Annotated in this window: 2 protein-coding genes (1 of these 2 cut by a window edge); both read right to left on the bottom strand. The window is 74.0% G+C overall.

Annotated features, from left to right (window positions below):
* Nucleotides 1–56 precede the first annotated feature (56 nt).
* Complete coding sequence (locus ACFZAU_RS24685; RefSeq protein ID WP_500553972.1) at nt 57–16958, bottom strand: type I polyketide synthase; 16902 nt, start codon at nt 16956–16958, stop codon at nt 57–59.
* Nucleotides 16959–17023: 65 nt separating this feature from the next.
* Nucleotides 17024–22057, bottom strand: the final stretch of a protein-coding gene (locus ACFZAU_RS24680) for an SDR family NAD(P)-dependent oxidoreductase (RefSeq protein ID WP_500553971.1). 22524 nt of this gene lie beyond the right edge of the window; 5034 of the gene's 27558 nt are visible here — the last part of the coding sequence; its start codon lies off the right edge, out of view; its stop codon occupies nt 17024–17026.

Genomic DNA, 22057 nt, shown 5'->3' with positions numbered 1-22057 from the left:
GACCCCACCGGGAGTGGTGGGGTCCGGCCCTCGGTCGTTCCGGCCGGCGGCCGCCGTCACAGCGTGTCGGTCAGCCACTCCTCGACGGCCCGCGCGGTCGTCGCCGCGTGCCGCTCCATCATGGTGAAGTGGTCGCCCTCCACGTCCACGGCGGTGTGCCGCAGGTCCCAGTAGGAACGCCAGTCGCCGTCGGTGGGCCGGAACCAGTCGAAGAACCGCTCACCGGCCCGGACCAGCAGCGTCGGCGACGTCACGGCCGTCGGCTTCCAGCCCGCGAAGAGCCGGAAGTAGGCACCCATGGCCAGCAGTCGGGTGTCGTCGACGGGCACGTAGCTGTCCTGGCGCTCGGCGATGCCCTGGCCGAGGCCGGGCTGCAGGCCCACCAGCGCGTCGTCGTCGTGCGAGTAGATGTCGATCAGCACGACCGCCTCCGGGCGTGCGCCCTGGTCCTCCAGCCGCGCGGCGACCGCGTGGGCGAGCATGCCGCCCGACGAGTGACCGAGCAGCACGAGCGGCGCGCCGTCGGTGTGCCGCAGGACGGCCTCCGCCTGCGCGTCGATGACCGCCTCCACGCTCGTCGGCAGCTGCTCGCCCCGCAGGAAGCCCGGCACGCCCATCGCCCACACGTCCCGGCGCCCCCGGAACGCCGAGGCGAACCGGGCGTACTGGTGCGGGCCGGAGATCGACAGGATCGAGGGGAAGCAGACCACTCCGGGCCGCGTCTCGCCCCGGGAGAGCCGCACCAAGGCGGGTGCCTTCCGCAGCTCCGCGGGCGAGGAGAACGAGGGCCGGAACCGCGAGGCCTGCATGAGCATCTCCATGAACTGCCCCGAGGTGCCCTGCGCGCCGGCTTCGTGGAGCATCGCGCCGAACACCCCGCCGTCGCCCTCCTCCCCGGCGTTCCCGGCGTCTCCCGCGGCGGGCGACGCCGCGCCGCCGGCGGCCCCGGCGAGCTCGGAGCGCAGCAGTCCGGCGACCAGGACGGGGGTCGGGTAGTCGAAGAGCAGCGTGGGAGGCAGCCGCAGACCCGTCGCGGCGTTCAGCTGGTTGCGCAGCTCCACGGCGGTCAGCGAGTCCAGACCCAGCTCCAGGAACTCCTGGGACTCCCCCACCGCGTCGGGCGAGGGGTAGGCCAGCACGGCGGCCACCTGGGCGCGCACCACGTCGAGCAGCACCTTCTCCTGCTCCTCCTCCGGCAGCCCGGGCAGCTCCGCGAGCCGTCGCGCGGCGGCCGACGCCGCCGCCTCACCGGCACTGTGCCCGGCGGCCCTGCGCGGCCCACCGCGGACCAGGCCCCGGAAGACCGCCGGCAGGCCGCCGGTCTCCGCCCGGGCCCGCAGCGGCGCGGTGTCCAGGTGCATGGCGACCAGGACGCCGTTGTTGCCGGCCCCGTCCGCCGGTGTGTCCGCGGGTGTGTCCGTCCGCTCGTCCGTCGCGGCGAGGGCGCAGGCCGTGTCGAACAGGGCCAGGCCCTCCGCCGAGGTCAGCGGGGACAGTCCGGCGCGCGCCAGGCGCTGCACGTCGGCGGCCGTGAGCTCGGCGGTCATCCCGCTGGGCGTCTCCCACAGTCCCCACGCCATCGACACCGCGGGCAGCCCCGCCGCGCGCCGGTGCTGGGCCAGGGCGTCGAGACAGGCGTTCGCCGCCGCGTAGTTGGCCTGCCCGGGGTTGCCGAGCGTGCCGGCCACCGACGAGAACAGCACGAAGGCGGCGAGGTCCGCGTCCTGCGTCAGCTCGTGCAGGTGGAGTGCGGCGTCCACCTTCGGACGCAGGACGGTGTCGATCCGCTCGGGGGTCAGCGAGGGCACGAGGCCGTCGTCGAGACGCCCCGCGGCGTGGACGACCGCGGTGAGCGGGTGCTCGGCGGGTACGCCCGCCAGCAGCGCATCCAGGGCCTGCCGGTCGGACGCGTCGCAGGCGGCGACGGTCGCCTCGGCTCCCAGTGCGGTGAGGTCGGCCACGAGCTCCGCGGCGCCCTCGGCGTCGAGGCCGCGCCGGCTCGTCAGCAGCAGGCGCCGCACGCCCCGTTCGGTGACCAGGTGCCGGGCCAGGAGACCGCCCAGCACACCGGTGCCGCCGGTGATGAGAACGGTGCCGTCCGGGTCGAGCACGGGGAACCGCGCGTCCAGGGCGTCCTCTGCGGACTCGGACTCGGCGGGCTCGTCGCTCCCGGGTCGCGCCGCGGGCACCCGCGCCATCCGTGCGGCGTGCAGCGCTCCCCCGCGGACGGCGAGTTGCTGCTCGCCGGCCGACTGCGCGGCAGCGGCGGCCGCTAGGAGCGGGCCAAGCTTCGCCGGGGCGTCGCCGTCGTCGTCCTCCGCGTCGAGGTCGAGCAGCAGGAAGCGGCCGGGGTTCTCGGACTGCGCTGAGCGCACGAGGCCCCACACCGCCGCCCGGGCCACGTCCCGCACGCCCTCGCCGGGCCGGGCCTCGACCGCGCCGCGCGTCACGAACGCGAGGCGCGAAGCGGCGAGCGACTCCTCGGCCGACCACGCCTGCACGAGCCCGAGCGCGGAGTGCGCCGCGTGCCGGGCCTCCTCCGCGACCCGCGCCGCGCTCCCGGCGCCGGCCGGGGCGTACGACACCAGCACGGTGTCCGGCGACGGCTTGCCCGCCGCCACCACACCGGCCAGCGCGTCCACGTCCGCGTACACGTCGACCGCCGCACCCGCTGCCCGCAGCACCGCCTCCAGGCCGAGCGCGTCCGTGCCGACCACGGCCCAGGTCCCGCCCTCGGGGGCCCCGGCACCGACCACGGCGGGCCACTCCAGCCGGAACAGGGAGTCATGGAACGCCGGGCCGGCCGCGGCCCGCAGCCGGGCGGGGTCGAGTTCCCTCAGCAGCAGCGACTCGACCGACACGACCGGTTCGCCGCGCTCGTCGAAGGCCGCCAGCGACACCGCGCCGGAGCCGGCGGGGGCGAGCCGCACCCGCAGCGCGCCCGCGCCGACGGCGTGCAGGCCGACGCCGCCGAAGGAGAAGGGCAGCCGCATCCGGGGGCCCTCCTCACCCGGCTCCTCGTCGTCGGCGGTGAGGAACGAACCCAGCACGATGCCGTGGAGCCCCGCGTCCAGCAGCGCCGGGTGCACCCCGAACTGCGCCGCCTGGGCCAAGGTCTCCTCGGGCAGCAGCAGTTCGGCGAACAGCTCGTCACCGCGGCGCCAGGCCGCCCGCAGGTTGCGAAACGCCGGGCCGTACGCGAACCCGACGGCGGCGAAGCCGTCGTACAGTCCCGTCACGTCCAGGGGTTCGGCCCCGGCCGGCGGCCAGACCGCCGGATCCTGCGCCTGCGGCGGGGTCACCGCGGTCCCGGTGCCGAGCAGACCGCTCGCGTGCCGGGTCCACGGCACGTCCTGGGCGCTCTCGCCGCTCGCGGCCTCGGTGCGCGAGTGCACGTGCAGCGCGCGCCTGCCATTCGCGTCCGGCTCCGCCAGCGACAACCGCAGCTGGAGCGCGCCGCGTTCGGGCAGGACGAGCGGTGCCTCCAGGGTGAGTTCCTCCAGCAGCTCGGTGCCCGCCCGCCCGCCGACGTGCAGGGCCAGCTCGACGTACGCGGTCCCCGGCAGCAGCACGGCGCCGGAGACGGCGTGGTCGGCCAGCCACGGGTGGGCATCGAGCGAGAGGCGGCCGGTGAACAACAGGCCCTCGGAGTCCGGAAGTTCGACCGCCGCGCCCAGCAGCGGGTGATCCGCTCGCCCGAGACCGGCCGACGCCACGTCACCCACCTGCGCGACCGGCACGTCGATCCAGTACCGCTCCTGCTGGAACGCGTACGTCGGGACGTCCGCCAGGCGGGCACCGGTGCCGGCGAAGTACGCCTCCCAGTCCACCCGGCCACCCCGCGCCTGCACAAAGCCCAGGGCACCGTTCACCGTCTCGGCTTCCGGGCGGGCGGAGCGCAGGACGGGGGTGAAGGCGGCGCCTTCCCCGGTCACGCACTCCTGAGCCATGGCGGACAGGACGCCGTCGGGGCCGATCTCCACGTACGTGGTGACGCCTGCGGCCTCCAGGGCGCGGACGCCGTCGAGGAAGCGGACGGCGTCGCGGACGTGGCGGACCCAGAACTCGGGCGAAGACATCTCGTCCGTGACGAGGGCGCCGGTGAGGTTGGAGACGACCGGGATGCGCGGGGAGGCGTATGTCAGGCCCTCGGCGACCTCGCGGAAGGCGTCGAGCATGCCGTCCATGTGCGGGGAGTGGAAGGCATGGCTGACCGTCAGCCGCTTCGACCTGCGGTCCGGGAACAGCTCCACGACGGCCGCGGCCGTGTCCTCGTCACCCGCGATCACCACGGACTGGGGGCCGTTGACGGCGGCGATGCTCACGCGCTCGTCCAACAGCGGCAGGACCTCGTCCTCGGCCCCCTCCAGTGCGATCATCACGCCACCGGAGGGCAGCGCCTGCATCAGCCGTCCGCGAGCGGCGACAAGCGTGCAGGCGTCCTCCAGGGACAGCACCCCGGCGACATGCGCGGCGGCGATCTCACCGATGGAGTGACCGGACAGGAAGTCCGGCCCCACACCCCAGCTCTCCAGCAGCCGGAACAGCGCCACCTCGACCGCGAACAACGCCGGCTGGGTCCACTCCGTGCGATCCAGCGCCTCGGCGTCCTCGCCGAACAGCACATCCTTCAGCGGCACATCGAGCCGCGCGCAGACCGCGTCCAAGGCGTCCGCGAACACGGCGTGCGTGGCATACAGTTCGCGACCCATGCCGAGCCGCTGGCTGCCCTGCCCGGTGAAGAGGAACGCGAGCCTGCCAGTGCTTGCCGTCCCCCGCACCACCGATGCCGCCGGGCCGTCGGACTCCACGGCCGCGAGACCGCGCAGCAGCTCGTCCCGGCCGGCGGCCACGACCGCCGCACGGTGCTCGAAGGCCGCGCGCTTGGTGGCGAGCGTGTAGGCCACGTCGACGCTCCCCGTCTCCGGGGCGTCCTCGAGCTGCGACCGCAGGCGGGCCGCCTGATCGCGCAGCGCGTCAGCGGACTTCGCCGACAGCACGTAGGGCAGAACGGATTCTGCGCGTTCCGCGGATGGCGACGTCAAGCCCATCAGCAGCGCCGGATCGTCGGGGGCCTGCTCGATGATCGTGTGGGCGTTGGTGCCGCTGATGCCGAAGGACGAGATGCCGGCGCGGCGCGGGCGGCCCGTCTCCGGCCAGTCCCTCTGCTCGGTCAGCAGCGAGACGGCGCCCTCGGACCAGTCGACGTGCGGGGACGGCTCGTCCACGTGCAGCGTCCTGGGGAGCACGCCGTGGCGCATCGCCATCACCATCTTGATGATGCCCGCCACGCCTGCCGCCGCCTGCGTGTGACCGAAGTTGGACTTCACCGAGCCGAGCCACAGCGGCTGCTCGTCGCTGTGCTCCTGCCCGTAGGTGGCCAGCAGTGCCTGCGCCTCGATCGGGTCGCCCAGCGTCGTACCCGTGCCGTGCGCCTCCACGACGTCCACGTCCGCGGCGGTGAGCCGGGCATTGGCCAGGGCCTGCCGGATCACCCGCTGCTGGGACGGGCCGTTCGGCGCCGTCAGACCGTTGCTGGCACCGTCCTGGTTGATCGCCGAGCCCCGCAGCACCGCCAGCACCTGGTGGCCGTTGCGACGCGCGTCGGACAGCCGCTCCACGAGCAGCATGCCGACGCCCTCACCCCACGCGGTGCCGTCGGCGGCGGCCGCGAACGGCTTGCAGCGGCCGTCGGCCGACAGACCGCGCTGGATGCTGAACGCCACGAAGGTGCCCGGCGTCGCCATCACGGTCACACCGCCCGCCAGCGCCAGATCGCACTCGCCGTTGCGCAGCGCCTGGGCGGCGAGGTGGAGGGTGACGAGGGACGAGGAGCAGGCCGTGTCGACCGTGACGGCGGGGCCCTCCAGGCCGAAGGTGTAGGACACGCGACCGGACACGACACTGCCGGTGCTTGCGGTGCCCAAGTAGCCCTCGAGCCCCTCCGGCGCACGCTGCAGCAGCGTCCCGTAGTCGTTGTACATCACGCCCGCGAACACACCCGTACGGCTGCCGCGCACCGAGGCCGGGTCGATGCCGGCCCGCTCGAACGCCTCCCACGAGGTCTCCAGCAGCAGCCGCTGCTGCGGGTCGGTGGCCAGCGCCTCACGCGGCGAGATGCCGAAGAACGTCGGGTCGAAGTGGTGCGCGTCGTGCAGGAACCCGCCGTTCATGCTGTAGCTGGTGCCCGGCCGGTCGGAGTCGGGGTCGAACAGCTCGGCGATGTTCCAGCCGCGGTCGTCCGGCATCGCGGAGATGGCGTCCCTGCCCTCCGTCACCAGGTCCCACAGGTCCTCGGGCGTGCGCACGCCGCCGGGGAAGCGGCACGCCATCGCCACGATCGCGATCGGCTCGTCGTCACGTACCGCGACGGCCACCGGCGCGTCGATCGGCTCCTGTACGCCCAGCAGCTCGGAGCAGAGGTACTCGGCCAGCACAGCGGGGGTGGGGTAGTCGAAGACGAGGGTCGCGGGCAGCCGCACACCGGTCGCCGTGCCGAGCCGGTTCCGCAGCTCGACGGCGGTCAGCGAGTCGAAACCGACCTCGCTGAAGGCACGCGCCGGCTCGACCGCCTCCGGACCCGTGAACCCGAGCACCGCCGCCACCTGCGTTCGGACCAGCTCCAGCACGGACGCCTCCCGCTCCGCCACCGGCAGCGCGGCCAGCTGACGGGCCAGCTTGCCCGCCGAGGCCGAACCCGACCGCGCGGCACGCCGAGCGGGCATCCGGACGAGCCCGCCGAGCAGCGGCGGCAGCATCCCGCCGCCGGCGACCTGGGCGCGGAGCGCGGCCAGGTCCAGCTTCATGGGAACGAACGCAGCCGTCGGCGAGGCGGCCGCGTTGTCGAAGAGGGCCAGGCCCTCGTCCTCCGTCAGGGCGTTCACGCCACCGCGCCCGAGACGGGACACCTCTCCGGCCTCCAGCTCGCCGGCCATGCCGCCGTCCCACAGGCCCCAGGCAAGCGACGTCGCCGCAAGGCCCTGCGACCTGCGGTGCGCGGCGAGTGCGTCCAGGAAGACGTTGGCGGCCGCGTAGTTCGCCTGACCAGCGCCGCCGAAGACACCGGCGGCGGAGGAGAACAGGACGAAGGCCGCCAGGTCCATGTCCTGCGTCAGCTCGTGGAGGTTCCACGCCGCGTCCACCTTCGGACGCAGCACCGCCGACAGGCGCTCCTGGTCCAGGGACGCGATGACGCCGTCATCCAGGACACCGGCGGTGTGCACCACCGCCGCCAGCGGACGCTCCGCCGGAATGGCATCGAGCACCGCCGCCAGGCCGTCCCGGTCGGCCACATCGCACGCCGCCCACGCCACCGACGCACCCAGATCCGTGAGCTCCGCCGCCAGCTCCGCAGCGCCCGGCGCAGCCTCGCCGCGACGACTGACCAGCAGCAGATCCCGTACGCCGTACTCGGTCACCAGGTGACGCGCGAACAGCCCGCCCAGCGCACCACTGGCACCCGTCACCAACACTGTGCCATCCACCACCGGAGGTTCGGCGTCGGGATCCGCGACGGCCCGCGCCAGGCGCGGCGCCAGGAACCCCCCGTCCCGGACCGCGACTTCCGGCTCACCGGCGGCCAACACCGCCCCGACGACCTCCGGGGTGATCTCACCGTCGAGGTCGACCAGACCGAACCGGCCCGGATTCTCCGACTGCGCCGAACGGATCAGACCCCACACCGGGGCGTGCACCAGATCCGCCACCTCGTCGCCCGGCGCAGCGGCCACCGCACCCCGGGTCAGGAACACCAGACGCGACGCGGCGAACCGCTCGTCACCCAGCCACTCCTGCACCAGCGCCAGCACCCGCCCGGTCTCCGCATGCACCGCACCGGCCACGTCCGGCACCGGCTCGTCGGCCACACACGGCACCACCAGCACCCCCGGAACGGCACCGCCCTCGGCGGCCGCCGCACCCAGCGCCGCCAGATCCGCGAACGCCTGGGACCCGTCCCCCAGCGGCATCCAGTCGCCGACAGAGCCACCGGCCGGCACCGTCGACCACTCGACCCGGAACAGCGCGTCACCCCGACCGGCACCCGGCCCGGCGAACTGCTCGGGCGAGAACGCCCGCAGCGCCAGACCCCGCACCGACGCCACCGGCGCGCCCTCGGCGTCCGCCAGCTCCAGCGCCACCACGTCACGGCCCGCACGGGACAACCGCACCCGTACCTCGGACGCGCCCACCGCATACACGCTCACGCCCGACCACGAGAACGGCAGACGTCCCTGTCCCGTGTCCTCGACGAGACCGCCGAGGGTGATGGCGTGCAGGGCCGCGTCGAGCAGCGCCGGATGCAGACCGAACCGCTCCGCCCCGGCCGCCGTCTCGTCCCCGAGCCCGACCTCGGCGAACACGTCGTCACCGAGACGCCAGACCGACCGCAGGCCCTGGAAGACCGCTCCGTACTCGAACCCGGCCATGGCCAGGGCCTCGTACAGTCCGTCGACGGCGACCGGTTCCGCCCCTGCCGGCGGCCATGCCGCCAGGTCGAACACCGGCTCCGCCTCGTCCACGGCCAGCACACCGGAGGCATGCCGCACCCACGGCACCTCGTCCACCGCACGATCGGCGCGGGAGTGGAAGGCGACCGGCCGTCGTCCCGACGCGTCGGCAGCCCCGACGCTGATCTGCAACTGGAGCGCGCCGCGTTCGGGCAGGACGAGCGGCGCCTCCAGGGTGAGTTCCTCCAGCAGCCCGGTACCCGCCCGCCCACCGGCGTGCAGGGCCAGCTCGACGAACGCCGTCCCCGGCAGCAGCACCGCACCCGACACGGCGTGGTCGGCCAGCCACGGGTGCGACTCCAGCGACAACCGGGCCGTGAACAGCAACCCCTCCGAATCGGGCAGTTCCACCGCCGCACCCAGCAACGGATGCTCGGCCCGACCCAGACCCGCCGACGCCACATCACCCACCTGCGACACCGGCACGTCGATCCAGTACCGCTCCCGCTGGAACGCGTACGTCGGCAGATCCACCCGCCGCGCACCGGCGCCCGCGAAGTACGCCTCCCAGTCCACCCGGCCACCGCGCACCTGCACGAAGCCCAGGACACCGTTCACCGTCTCGGCCTCCGGCCGGGCGGAGCGAAGAGCAGGCACGAACGCCGCGGTGTCAGCGTCGACGCACTCCTGCGCCATCGCCGACAGCACGCCGTCCGGGCCGACCTCCACGTACGTGGTGACGCCCGCGGCCTCCAGGGCACGGACGCCGTCCAGAAAACGGACGGCCTCACGGACATGGCGCACCCAGAACTCGGGCGAGGTCATCTCGTCGGTGATGACGGCGCCGGTCAGGTTCGAGACGACCGGGATGCGCGGAGCCCCGAACGACAGCCCCTCGACCACCTCGCGGAAGGCGTCGAGCATGCCGTCCATGTGCGGGGAGTGGAACGCGTGGCTGACCGTCAGCCGCTTCGACTTCCGGTCCTCGAAGGACTCCACGATCGCCATCGCGGCGTCCTCGTCACCAGCGATCACCACGGCCTGCGGTCCGTTGACGGCGGCGATGCTCACCCGGTCGGTCAGCAGCGGCAGGACCTCGTCCTCGGACGCCTGCAGCACGATCATCACACCACCGGCGGGCAGGGCCTGCATCAACCGCCCACGCGCCTCCACCAGCGTGCACGCGTCCTCCAGGGACAGCACCCCGGCCACGTGCGCGGCGGCGATCTCACCAATTGAGTGGCCGGAGAGGAAGTCCGGCTTCACACCCCACGACTCCAGCAGCCGGAACAGCGCCACCTCCACCGCGAACAGCGCGGGCTGCGTGAACTCCGTGCGATCCAGCGCCTCTGCGTCCTCGCCGAACAGCACATCCTTCAACGGCACATCGAACCACGCGCACACCGCGTCCAGCGCCTGCGCGAACACCGGGTACGTGGCGTACAGCTCCCGGCCCATCCCCAGCCGCTGGCTGCCCTGCCCCGTGAACAGGAACGCCAGCTTCCCGGCGCTCACCGTCCCCCGCACCACCGGCCCCGCCGCGTCGTCCGCCTCCACGGCGGCCAGCCCGCGGAGCAGTTCGTCCCGGCCGGCGGCCACGACCGCCGCACGGTGGTCGAAGGCCGCACGCTTGGCGGCGAGCGTGTAGGCCACGTCGGTGGCGGCGAGGCCGGGCGCCGCTTCGAGGCGGGCCCGCAGACGGGCGGCCTGGTCGCGGAGGCCGTCCGGGGTCTTCGCCGAGAGGACGTAGGGCAGCACCGAGCCGTCGTCCTCGGCGGGAGCCAGCGCGACGCTGTCGCTCGGGGCGAGGTCGTCGGGGGCCTGCTCGATGATCGTGTGGGCGTTGGTGCCGCTGATGCCGAAGGACGACACGGCGGCGCGACGCGGGCGGCCCGTCTCCGGCCAGGCCATGCGCTCCGTCAGCAGCGAGACCGCGCCTTCGGACCAGTCCACGTGCGGGGACGGCTCGTCCACGTGCAGCGTCTGCGGCAGCACACCGTGCCGCATCGCCATCACCATCTTGATCACACCCGCGACACCGGCCGCGGCCTGCGTGTGACCAAAGTTGGACTTCACCGAGCCCAGCCACAGCGGCTGCTCGTCGCTGTGCTCCTGGCCGTAGGTCGCCAGCAGCGCCTGCGCCTCGATCGGGTCGCCCAGCGTCGTGCCCGTGCCGTGGGCCTCGACCGCGTCGATCTCGCCGGCCGACAGGCGGGCGCTCGCGAGAGCGGCGCGGATCACCCGCTGCTGGGACGGGCCGTTCGGCGCCGTCAGGCCGTTGCTGGCGCCGTCCTGGTTGATCGCCGAACCGCGCAGCACGGCCAGCACCGGGTGACCGTTGCGGCGCGCGTCGGACAGCCGCTCCACGAGCAGCATGCCGACGCCCTCGCCCCAGCCCGTGCCGTCGGCGGCGGCCGCGAACGGCTTGCAGCGGCCGTCGGCCGACAGCCCGCGCTGGATGCTGAACGCCACGAAGGTGCCCGGCGTCGCCATCACGGTCACACCGCCCGCCAGCGCCAGATCGCACTCGCCGTTGCGCAGCGCCTGGGCGGCGAGATGCAGTGACACCAGCGAGGACGAGCAGGCCGTGTCGACCGTGACCGCGGGGCCCTCCAGGCCGAAGGTGTACGACACCCGGCCCGAGGCGACGCTGCCCGAACTCGCCGTGCCGATGTAGCCCTCGAGCCCTTCCGGCGCGCGGTGCAGCAGCGTCCCGTAATCGTTGTACATCACGCCCGCGAAGACGCCCGTACGGCTGCCGCGCACCGCGGCCGGGTCGATACCTGCCCGCTCGAACGCCTCCCAGGAGGTCTCCAGCAGCAGCCGCTGCTGCGGGTCGGTCGCAAGGGCCTCACGCGGGGAGATGCCGAAGAACGTCGGGTCGAAGTGGTGCGCGTCGTAGAGGAACGCACCGTTCATGCTGTAGCTGGTGCCCGGCCGGTCGGAGTCGGGGTCGAACAGGTCCGTGAGGTTCCAGCCGCGGTCGTCCGGCATGTCGGAGATGGCGTCCTTGCCCTCCGACACCAGGTCCCACAGGTCCTCGGGCGTCTGGACGCCGCCAGGGAAGCGGCACGCCATCGCCACGATCGCGATCGGCTCGTCGTCGCGTACCGCGATCGCGGTGGGCGCGGCCGCCGCGTCCTGCCGGCCGAGCAGTTCGGCGCACAGATAACCGGCGAGGGCGGTGGGTGTCGGGTAGTCGAAGACGAGGGTCGCGGGCAGCCGCACACCGGTCGCCGTGCCGAGCCGGTTCCGCAGCTCGACAGCGGTCAGCGAGTCGAAGCCCACCTCGCTGAAGGCACGCCCCGGCTCGACCGCCTCCGGACCCGTGAACCCGAGCACCGCCGCCACCTGCGTACGCACCAGCTCCAGCACGGAAGCCTCCCGCTCCGCCACCGGCAGCGCGGCCAACTCCCGGGCCAGCTTGCCCGCCGAGGCCGAACCCGCCCGCGCGGCACGCCGAGCGGGCATGCGCACCAGTCCGCTGAGCAGCGGCGGCAGCATGCCCCCGCCGGCCACCTGGGCACGCAGCGCGGCGAGGTCCAGCTTCACCGGCACGAAGAGCGCGGTGCCGGAGGCACAGGCGGCATCGAAAAGGGCCAGGCCCTCCTGCTCGGACAGGGCGTTCACGCCACCGCGTCCGAGCCGCGACACGTCATCGGCCTCCAGCTCGCTCGCGAGGCCGCCGTCCCACAGGCCCCAGGCCAGGGACGTGGCGGCCAGGCCCTGTGCCCTGCGGTGTGCGGCAAGAGCGTCGAGGAAGGAGTTGGCCGCCGCGTAGTTCGCCTGGCCCGCGCCGCCGAAGACACCGGCAGCGGAGGAGAACAGGACGAACGCCGACAGGTCCATGTCCTGCGTGAGCTCGTGCAGGTTCCACGCCGCGTCCACCTTCGGACGCAGCACCGCCGACAGCCGCTCCTGGTCCAGCGACGCGATCACACCGTCGTCCAGGACACCGGCGGTGTGCACCACCGCCGACAGCGGACGCTCCGCCAGCACCGCGGACAGCGCATCGCGGTCGGCGACGTCGCACGCCGCCCACGACACCGACGCACCCAGCTCCGTGAGCTCCGCCGTCAGCTCCGCGGCGCCCGGCGCGTCCTCACCACGACGGCTCACCAGCAGCAGATCCCGCACCCCGTACGCGGACACCAGATGACGCGCGAACAAGCCGCCCAGCAGGCCGCTCGCACCCGTCACCAGCACCGTGCCCTCGAGGACCGGGAGCTCGGCCTCCGGCTCCACCGCCGCGCGGGTGAGCCTCGGCACCCGCACCACACCGTCGCGCACGGCTGCTTCCGGTTCGCCGGAGGCGAGCGCCGACGACAGTGCCCGCGCGTCGGCCTCGGCGTCGCCCTCAGCGTCGAGGTCGACCAGACCGAAGCGCCCGGGGTTCTCCGACTGCGCCGACCGGATCAGGCCCCACACCGGGGCGTGCACCAGGTCCTTCACGTCCTCGTCCGGCAGGGCGTCCACGGCGCCCCGGGTCCGGAACACCAGGCGCGAGCCGGCGAAGCGCTCGTCGGCGAGCCACTCCTGCACGAGGCCGAGCACGCGGCCGGTCGCCGCGTGCACCGCACCGGCCACGTCCCGCACCGGCTCGTCGGTCGCGCACGGCACGACCACCACCGAGGGGACGGTGCCGTCCTCCGCGAGGGCCGCGCCCAGCGCGGCGAGGTCGGCGTACGCCCCTTCGGGACCGAGGGTCGTCCAGTCCTCGGCGGCGACCGTCGTACCGCCGGACGGGAGGGGCGACCACTGGACCTGGAAGAGGGCGTCGCCCTGCCCGGTGCCCGGGCCGGCGAACTGCTCGGGCGAGAAGGTCCGCAGCGCGAGACCGCGCACGGTCGCCACCGGCGCGCCCTCGGCGTCCGCCACCTCCAGCGCCACCGTGTCACGGCCCGCGCGGGAGAGCCGCACCCTCAGCTCGGACGCCCCGATGGCGTGCACGGTCACGCCCGACCACGCGAACGGCAGACGTCCCTGCCCGGCGTCGTCGACGAGACCGCCGACGCCGATGGCGTGCAACGCGCCGTCCAGGAGTGCCGGGTGGAGGCCGAAGTGCTCGGCGCCCGGCTCCGCCTCTTCCCCGAGGGTCACCTCGGCGAAGACGTCCTCGCCCCGGCGCCAGACGCCCCGCAGCCCCTGGAAGAGCGCACCGTACTCGAACCCGGCCACCGCCAGGGCCTCGTACAGTCCGTCGATGGCGACGGGCTCGGCACCGGCCGGGGGCCAGGCGGCCCACTCGAACGCCGGCTCCTCCGCCCGCTCCGCCAGGACGGCGGTCGCGTGCCGCACCCACGGCTCGTCCTCGGCGGCGCGGTCGCCGCGGGAGTGGAAGGCGACCTGCCGCCGGCCCGACTCGTCGGGCGCCCCGACGCTGATCTGCAGTTCGACTCCGTCGCCCTCGGGCAGCACGAGCGGCGCTTCCAGGGTGACGTCCTCGACCAGGCCGCAGCCGACCTGGTCGCCGGCGCGCACCGCCAGTTCCACGAAGGCTGTGCCGGGGAGCAGGACCGTGCCGGAGACGGCGTGGTCGGCGAGCCACGGGTGCGTGTCGAGGGACAGCCGTCCCGTGAGCAGCAGGCCGTCGGCGTCCGCGAGGACCACGGACGTCGCGAGGAGCGGGTGGTCGGCGGAACGGAGGCCCGCCGAGGACATGTCCCAGCCGATGGTTCCGGCGTCGAGCCAGTAGTGCTCGCGCTGGAAGGCGTAGGTGGGCAGGTCCACGCGCTGCGCGCCGGTCCCGGCGAACACCGCCTGCCAGTCGACGGACGCGCCGTGCACGTAGGCCTCGCCCAGGGACAGCCAGAACCGCTCCAGACCGCCTTCATTGCGGCGCAGCGAACCCAGGACCGCGGCCTCACGGCCGGCGTCCTCGACGGTCTCCTGCAACCCGACGGTGAGGACCGGGTGGGGGCTGGACTCGACGAACACCCCGAAGCCCTGCTCCAGCAGGGTGCGTACCGCGTGCTCCAGCTCCACGGTCTGACGCAGGTTGCGGAACCAGTAGCCGCCGTCCAGCTCCGGGCCGGTCATCCACTCGCCGGTCACCGTCGACAGGAACGGCACCTGCGCCTCACCGGGGGTGATCGGCGCCAGCAGCTTCCCGAGTTCTTCTTCAAGCAGGTCGACCTGCGCCGAGTGCGAGGCGTAATCGACGGCGATCCGCCGCGCCCGGACGCCGTTCGCCTCACACGAGGCAAGCAGCTCGTCCAGCGCCTGCACTTCGCCGGAAACCACCACGGAGGAGGGGCCGTTGACCGCGGCAACGGAGATCCGCTCCTCGCCCCACGCTGCGATCCGCTCGCGCACCTGCTCCGCGGGCAGCGCCACCGACACCATCCCGCCGAGGCCTGCCAGCACCCGGCCGATCGCCTGACTGCGCAGCGCGACCACGCGAGCCGCGTCCTCCAGCGAGAGAATCCCGGCGACACAGGCCGCCGCGATCTCACCTTGCGAATGCCCGATCACCGCCGCCGGGCGCACCCCCGCGGCCTTCCAGACCTCCGCGAGGGAGACCATGACCGCGAACAGCGCAGGCTGGACCACGTCCACGCGCTCCAGCGACGGAGCACCCTCCACACCGCGCAGCACATCGACCAGCGACCAGCCGGTCAACGGCTCCAGCGCCTGAGCGCACTCCTCCACCCGGGCGGCGAACACCGGCGAGGAGTCGAGCAGCTCCCCCGCCATCCCCACCCACTGCGAACCCTGGCCCGGGAAGACGAACACCGTCTTGCCACCGAGGACGGCTCCCTGAACCACGTGGGACGACGGCTCGCCCGCCGCGAGAGCGGTGAGGGCCCGTACGTAGTCGGCGCGCTCGCGGCCGACCAGGACCGCGCGCCGTGCGTGTGCGGCGCGGGTGGTGGCCAGGGAGTGCCCGACGTCGACGGGCCGCAGGCCGGGGTGGGCGTCCAGATACGCGAGGAGGCGTTCGGCCTGGCCGCGGAGCGCGCTCTCGGTCTTGGCCGTCAGGGTCCAGGGCAGGGAGTGCGACGGGTCCGACGTGGACGGATCGTGGGTCGCCGCGACCAGGGCGGGCTGCGGCTCCGCCTCGGGAGTCACCTCGTCGCCGGCCACGCCCTCGCCCTCGGGCTCCGGGGCGTCGGGATCGGGGGCAGGGGCGGGGGCTTCCTCGATGATGATGTGCGCGTTCGTGCCGCTGACACCGAACGACGACACGGCGGCCCGGCGCGGGCGGCCGGTCTCCGGCCACGCGACCGGGTCGGCCAGCAGCGAGACCGCACCGGCCGACCAGTCGACGTTGGTCGAGGGCTTGTCGACGTGCAGGGTCCTGGGGAGCCTGCCGTTGCGGATCGCCATGACCATCTTGATGATGCCCGCGACACCGGCGGCGGCCTGCGTGTGACCGAGGTTCGACTTGATGGAACCCAGCCACAGCGGCTGCTCGTCGCTGTGCTCCTTGCCGTAGGTGGCCAGGAGGGCCTGTGCCTCGATCGGGTCGCCGAGCGTCGTGCCTGTGCCGTGCGCCTCGACGGCGTCGACGTCGGAGGGCGTGAGGCGCGCGTCGGCCAGGGCCGCGCGGATCACCCGCTGCTGGGACGGTCCGTTCGGGGCGGTGAGGCCGTTGCTCGCGCCGTCCTGGTTGACGGCGGAGCCGCGCACGACCGCCAGTACGGGGTGGCCGTTGCGCCGGGCGTCCGAGAGGCGCTCGACCAGCAGCATGCCGGCGCCCTCCGCCCAGCCGGTGCCGTCCGCGGCGTCGGCGAAGGACTTGCAGCGGCCGTCGAAGGACAGGCCGCGCTGCCTGCTGAACTCGGTGAAGGTGCCGGGCGTGGCCATCACGGTTGCGCCGCCGGCGAGGGCGAGGGAGCACTCGCCCTTGCGGAGCGACTGCATGGCGAGGTGCAGGGTGACGAGGGAGGAGGAGCAGGCCGTGTCGACGGTGAGCGCCGGTCCCTCCAGGCCGAAGGTGTACGACACACGGCCCGAGGCGACGCTGCTGGAGGCGCCCGTGACGAGGTACCCCTCCGCCTCCTCGGGGATGGCCCGCAGCCGCGCCGCGTAGTCGTGGTACATGACGCCCGCGAAGACACCGGTCCGGCTGCCGCGCAGGGTCGCCGGGTCGATGCCGGCCCGCTCGAACGCCTCCCACGAGGTCTCCAGCAGCAGCCGCTGCTGGGGGTCCATGGCCGCGGCCTCGCGGGGCGAGATCCCGAAGAAGGCGGGGTCGAACCAGTTCGCATCGTGCAGGAAACCGCCCTGCTGGACGTAGCTCGTGCCCTGCCCGTCGGGGTCCGCGTCGAACAGCCGCTCCATGTCCCAGCCCCGGTCGGTGGGGAACGGGGAGATGGCGTCGGTGCCCTCCGACACGAGCCGCCACAGGCCCTCGGGCGACTCGACGCCGCCCGGGAAACGGCAACTCATGCCGACGATCGCGATCGGTTCCGGCTCCGCCGACTCGACCTCTTGAAGGCGGCGGCGGGTCTCGTGGAGATCGGCCGTCACGCGCTTCAGGAAGTACCGAAGCTTTTCCTCGTTCATGCTTGCATCCCTCGTACGGAAGTCAGAAAGGCGGAGTCGTCGGGTGGGCGGGCCGGACCGTCGCGTCAGGAGATCCCGAATTCCTTGCCGATGAAGTCGAAGAGGTCGTCATCGGTGGCGGTCTCCAGCGTCTCGGCCACGTCGGCGCCGGCGGGTCCCGCCGGCTCTCCGGCCGCGCTCCAGGCCGCCAGCAGTGCCTGCAGCCGCTCGGTGATCCGGTTCCGGCCGTCGTCGTCCGGTACGGCTTCGACGAGCGTCCGCTCCAGGCGGTCCAGTTCGGCGAGCAGCGGGGGAACCGCCGCGGCGCCGCCCTGCCAGAGCTCGTCCCGCAGGAACTCCACGATGGCGTTCGGGGTCGGGTAGTCGAAGACGAGCGTGGCCGGCAGCCGCACTCCCGTGGCCGCGCCCAGGCGGTTGCGGAGCTCGACCGCGGTGAGGGAGTCGAAGCCGACGTCGCTGAACGACCGTGCGCCGTCGACCGCTTCGGGACCGGCGAAGCCGAGCACGCCCGCGACGTGACCGCGGACCAGCTCCAGCAGCGCCTCCTCCCGTCCCTCCTGCGACAGGCCGGCCAGGCGCTCCCGAAGGGCGGCGCCTCCCTGCGCACCGGCGTCGGCGGTACCCGCCGCGCGCCGACCGGGGACGCGGACCAGGCCGCTGAGCAGCGGCGGCAGCATGCCCCCGCCGGTGACCTGGGCGCGCAGGGCGGTCAGGTCGAGCTTGACGGGTACGAAGGCCGCTGTCGCCGAGGCGGCCGCGGTGTCGAAGAGGGCCAGGCCCTCCTGCTCGGACAGGGCGTTGACACCACCGCGTCCGAGGCGGGACACCTCGCCGGCCTCCAGCTCGCCGGCCATGCCGCCGTCCCACAGACCCCACGCCAGTGACGTGGCCGCCAGACCCTGCGCCCTGCGGTGCGCTGCGAGGGCGTCCAGGAAGGAGTTGGCGGCGGCGTAGTTCGCCTGGCCCGCGCCGCCGAAGACACCGGCGGCGGAGGAGAACAGGACGAACGCGGACAGGTCCATGTCCTGCGTGAGTTCGTGGAGGTTCCACGCCGCGTCCACCTTCGGACGCAGGACCCTCGACAGGCGCTCCTCGTCCAGGGACGCGATCACGCCGTCGTCCAGGACACCGGCGGTGTGGACTACCGCTGTCAGCGGACGCTCCGCCGGGATGCCGTCCAGCACCGCGGACAGCCCGTCCCGGTCGGCGACATCGCACGCCGCCCAGGCCACCGACGCACCCAGTTCCGCCAGTTCGTCGGTCAGGTCCGCAGCGCCCGGGGCGTCCTCGCCGCGGCGGCTGACCAGGAGGAGGTCCCGTACGCCGTACTCGGTCACCAGATGGCGGGCGAACAGGCCGCCCAGCGCACCACTGGCACCCGTCACCAGCACCGTGCCGTCCAGGGCGAGCGGCTCGGCGTCCGGTGCCACGACCGCCCGGACGAGGCGCGGCACGCGGACCGCGCCTTCCCGCACCGCGGCCTCCGGCTCGCCCGCGGCAAGCACGGCGGGCAGCGCCTGGTAGGAGGCTTCGGCGTCGTCGGTGTCGATCAGGAGGAAGCGGCCCGGGTTCTCCGACTGCGCCGACCGCACCAGGCCCCACACCGGGGCGCGTACCAGGTCCGCGACCTCGTCGTCCTCGACGGAGGCCACCGCGCCCCGCGTCAGGAAGGCCAGCCGCGCGTCGGCGAACCGCTCGTCGCCGAGCCACTCCTGCAGCAGTGCGAGCACCCGTCCGGTCTCGGCGTGCGCCGCACCCGGCAGGTCCTCGGACGCGGCGCCGGCCAGCGGCACCACGACGACCTCCGGCACGGCCTCGCCCTCGGCGCCGAGGGCGGTCAGGCCCGCGCACGTCTCGTAGCGGACGCCTGCGGCGTCGAGACCCGCGTGGCCGGAACCGTCGGCGGTGAGCAGTGCCACGGGGCGCTGCTGGGCGGCCGGCACCGGTGCGAGGGGCAGCGCCGTCCAGTCGACCTCGAAGAGCGACTCCATGCGCCCGCCGCGTGCCGCGGCGCCGATCTGCTCGGGCGAGACGGCCCGCAGCACCAGCGACTCCACCGAGGCGACGGGCGCCCCGGTCGCGTCGGCCAGGTGCAGGGACACCGTGTCGCGGCCGGCTGGCGCCAGCCGGACCCGTACCGCCGCCGCGCCGGTGGCGTGCAGGCGCACTCCGCCCCACGCGAACGGCAGACGTCCCTGCCCGGTGTCCTCCACGAGTCCGCCGAGGCCGGCGGCGTGCAGGGTGGCGTCGAGGAGGGCCGGGTGCAGACCGAACCACTCCGCCGTGGCTGCCGCGTCCTCGTCGAGGCTCACCTCCGCGTAGACCTCGTCACCGAGTCGCCAGGCCGCGCGCAGGCCCTGGAAGACCGGGCCGTAGTCGAATCCGGCGGCCGCCATGCCGTCGTACAGACCGTCGATGGCGACCGGCTCGGCGCCGGGCGGCGGCCAGGCCGCCAGGTCGGAAGCGGGGGCCGGGACCGCCGCCGCGGGGGCGAGCACACCGTCGGCGTGCCGCGTCCACGGCTCGTCGGCGGGCGCGTTCTCGCCGCGCGAGTGGAGCGCCACGGCCCGGCGGCCGTCGTCGTCCGCGCCGGCGACCGAGAGCCGCAGCTGCACACCGCCCGACTCCGGCAGCACCAGCGGCGCCTCCAGCGTCAGGTCGTCCAGTACCTCGCTGCCGACCTGCTCGCCGGCGCGCAGCGCCAGTTCGACGAAGGCGGTGCCCGGCAGGAGCACCGAGCCCATGACCGCGTGGTCCGCGAGCCACGGGTGGGTGGTCAGCGACAGGCGCCCGGTGAAGACGACCCCGTCCGAGTCGGGCAGCTCGACCGCCGCGCCGAGCAGCGGGTGGTCCGCCGCACCGAGTCCGGCCGAGGTGACGTCCCCGATGAGGTGGCCGCCCGACTCCAGCCAGTACCACTCGCGCTGGAAGGCGTAGGTGGGCAGTTCGACCTGCCGGCCGCCGGTCCGTGCGAAGTACGCCTCCCAGTCCACGGTCACTCCGGTGGCGTGGGCCTGGGCGAGTGCGGTGGTGACGGTCTCGGCCTCGGGCCGGCCGCCGCGCAGTGCCGGGGCGAAGGCCGCGCCTTCGGCGGTCAGGCAGTCCTGGGCCATGGCGGAGAGGACTCCGTCGGGGCCGAGTTCGAGGTACATGGTGACGCCCGCGGCCTCAAGGGCGCGTACGCCGTCGAGGAAGCGGACGGCCTCGCGGACGTGCCGGACCCAGAAGTCGGGCGACGTCACCTCGTCGGTGACCAGGGCGCCGGTGAGGTTGGAGACGAGGGGGATGCGGGGCGCGGTGTAGGACAGGCCCTCGGCGACCTTCCGGAAGTCCGCGAGCATGGCGTCCATGTGCGGGGAGTGGAACGCGTGGCTGACCGTCAGGCGCTTGGTCTTGCGGTCCGGGAACTCCGCGGCGATGGCCACCGCGGCGTCCTCGTCACCCGCGATGACGACCGAGCGCGGGCCGTTGACGGCGGCGATGCTCACCCGCTCGTTCAGCAGCGGCAGGACTTCGTCCTCGGCCGCTTCGAGGGCGATCATCACGCCGCCGGTGGGCAGTGCCTGCATGAGCCGTCCGCGCGCCTCGACCAGCGTGCACGCATCCGCCAGGGACAGCACCCCGGCGACATGCGCGGCGGCGATCTCGCCGATGGAGTGGCCGGAGAGGTAGTCCGGCTTCACGCCCCAGGACTCGACGAGTCGGTAGAGCGCCACTTCGACGGCGAAGAGCGCCGGCTGCGTGTTCGCGGTCTCGTTCAGCAGGTCACTGTCGTCGCCGAACAGCACGTCCTTCAGCGGCACATCGAGGTGCGCGCAGGCCGCGTCGAGCGCGTCGGCGAACACCGGGTAGGTGTCGTACAGCTCGCGGCCCATGCCGAGTCGCTGGCTGCCCTGCCCGGTGAAGAGGAAGGCGAGCTTTCCGGCGCCTGCCGTGCCCCGCACCACCGAGGCTGCCGGGCCGTCGGCCTCCACGGCCGCGAGACCGCGCAGCAGCTCGTCCCGGCCGGGAGCGACGACGACCGCACGGTGCTCGAAGGCGGCGCGCCGGGTGGCGAGGGTGAACGCCACATCGGCGGCGGCGACGCCGGGTGCCTCTTCCAGGTGGGCCCGCAGGCGGGCCGCCTGGTCGCGGAGGCCGTCCGGGGTCTTCGCCGACAGCACGTAAGCGCGGACGGAACCGTCGCCCTCGGCGGGAGCCTCGGCGGCGCTGTGGCTCGGGGCGAGGTCGTCGGGGGCCTGCTCGATGATCGTGTGGGCGTTGGTGCCGCTGATGCCGAAGGACGAGATGCCGGCGCGGCGCGGGCGTCCGGTCTCCGGCCAGTCCGTCTGCTCGGTCAGGAGGGATACCGCGCCCTCGGACCAGTCCACGTGCGGGGTCGGCTCGTCCACGTGCAGCGTCCGCGGCAGCACGCCGTGTCGCATCGCCATGATCATCTTGATGATGCCGGCCACGCCTGCCGCGGCCTGCGTGTGACCGATGTTGGACTTGACGGAGCCGAGCCACAGCGGCTGCTCGTCGGCGTGCTCCTGGCCGTAGGTGGCCAGCAGGGCCTGGGCCTCGATCGGGTCACCCAGCGTCGTGCCCGTGCCGTGCGCCTCGACCGCGTCGATCTCGGCGGCGGTGAGCCGGGCATTGGCCAGGGCCTGCCGGATCACGCGCTGCTGGGAGGGGCCGTTGGGGGCGGTGAGGCCGTTGCTGGCGCCGTCCTGGTTGATCGCCGAACCGCGGACCACCGCGAGGACCGGGTGGCCGTTGCGGCGGGCGTCCGACAGCCGCTCCACAAGCAGCATGCCCGCGCCCTCGGCCCAACTGGTGCCGTCGGCAGCGGCCGCGAAGGACTTGATCCGGCCGTCGGGGGCCAGGCCACGCTGACGGCTGAACTCGGTGAACGTGCCGGGTGACGCCATGACCGTCACACCACCGGCGAGCGCCATCGTGCACTCGCCGTTGCGCAGCGCCTGGATCGCCCAGTGCAGCGCCACCAGAGACGACGAGCACGCCGTGTCCACCGTGACCGCCGGACCCTCGAGCCCGAACGCGTACGACACACGACCCGACGCGATGCTCCCCGAATTACCGGTACCGAGGTACCCCTC

The organism is Streptomyces sp. NPDC008238 (assembly GCF_042956445.1).
Taxonomy (GTDB): Bacteria; Actinomycetota; Actinomycetes; order Streptomycetales; family Streptomycetaceae; genus Actinacidiphila.
The sequence above is the reverse complement of the archived record's forward strand: the minus strand, read 5'-3'. Positions and strand labels throughout refer to the sequence as shown.

Excerpts from the sequence above, each read along its gene's own strand:
- ACFZAU_RS24685 (WP_500553972.1), bottom strand. The coding sequence starts at position 16,958 with ATGAACGAGGAAAAGCTTCGGTACTTCCTGAAGCGCGTGACGGCCGAT.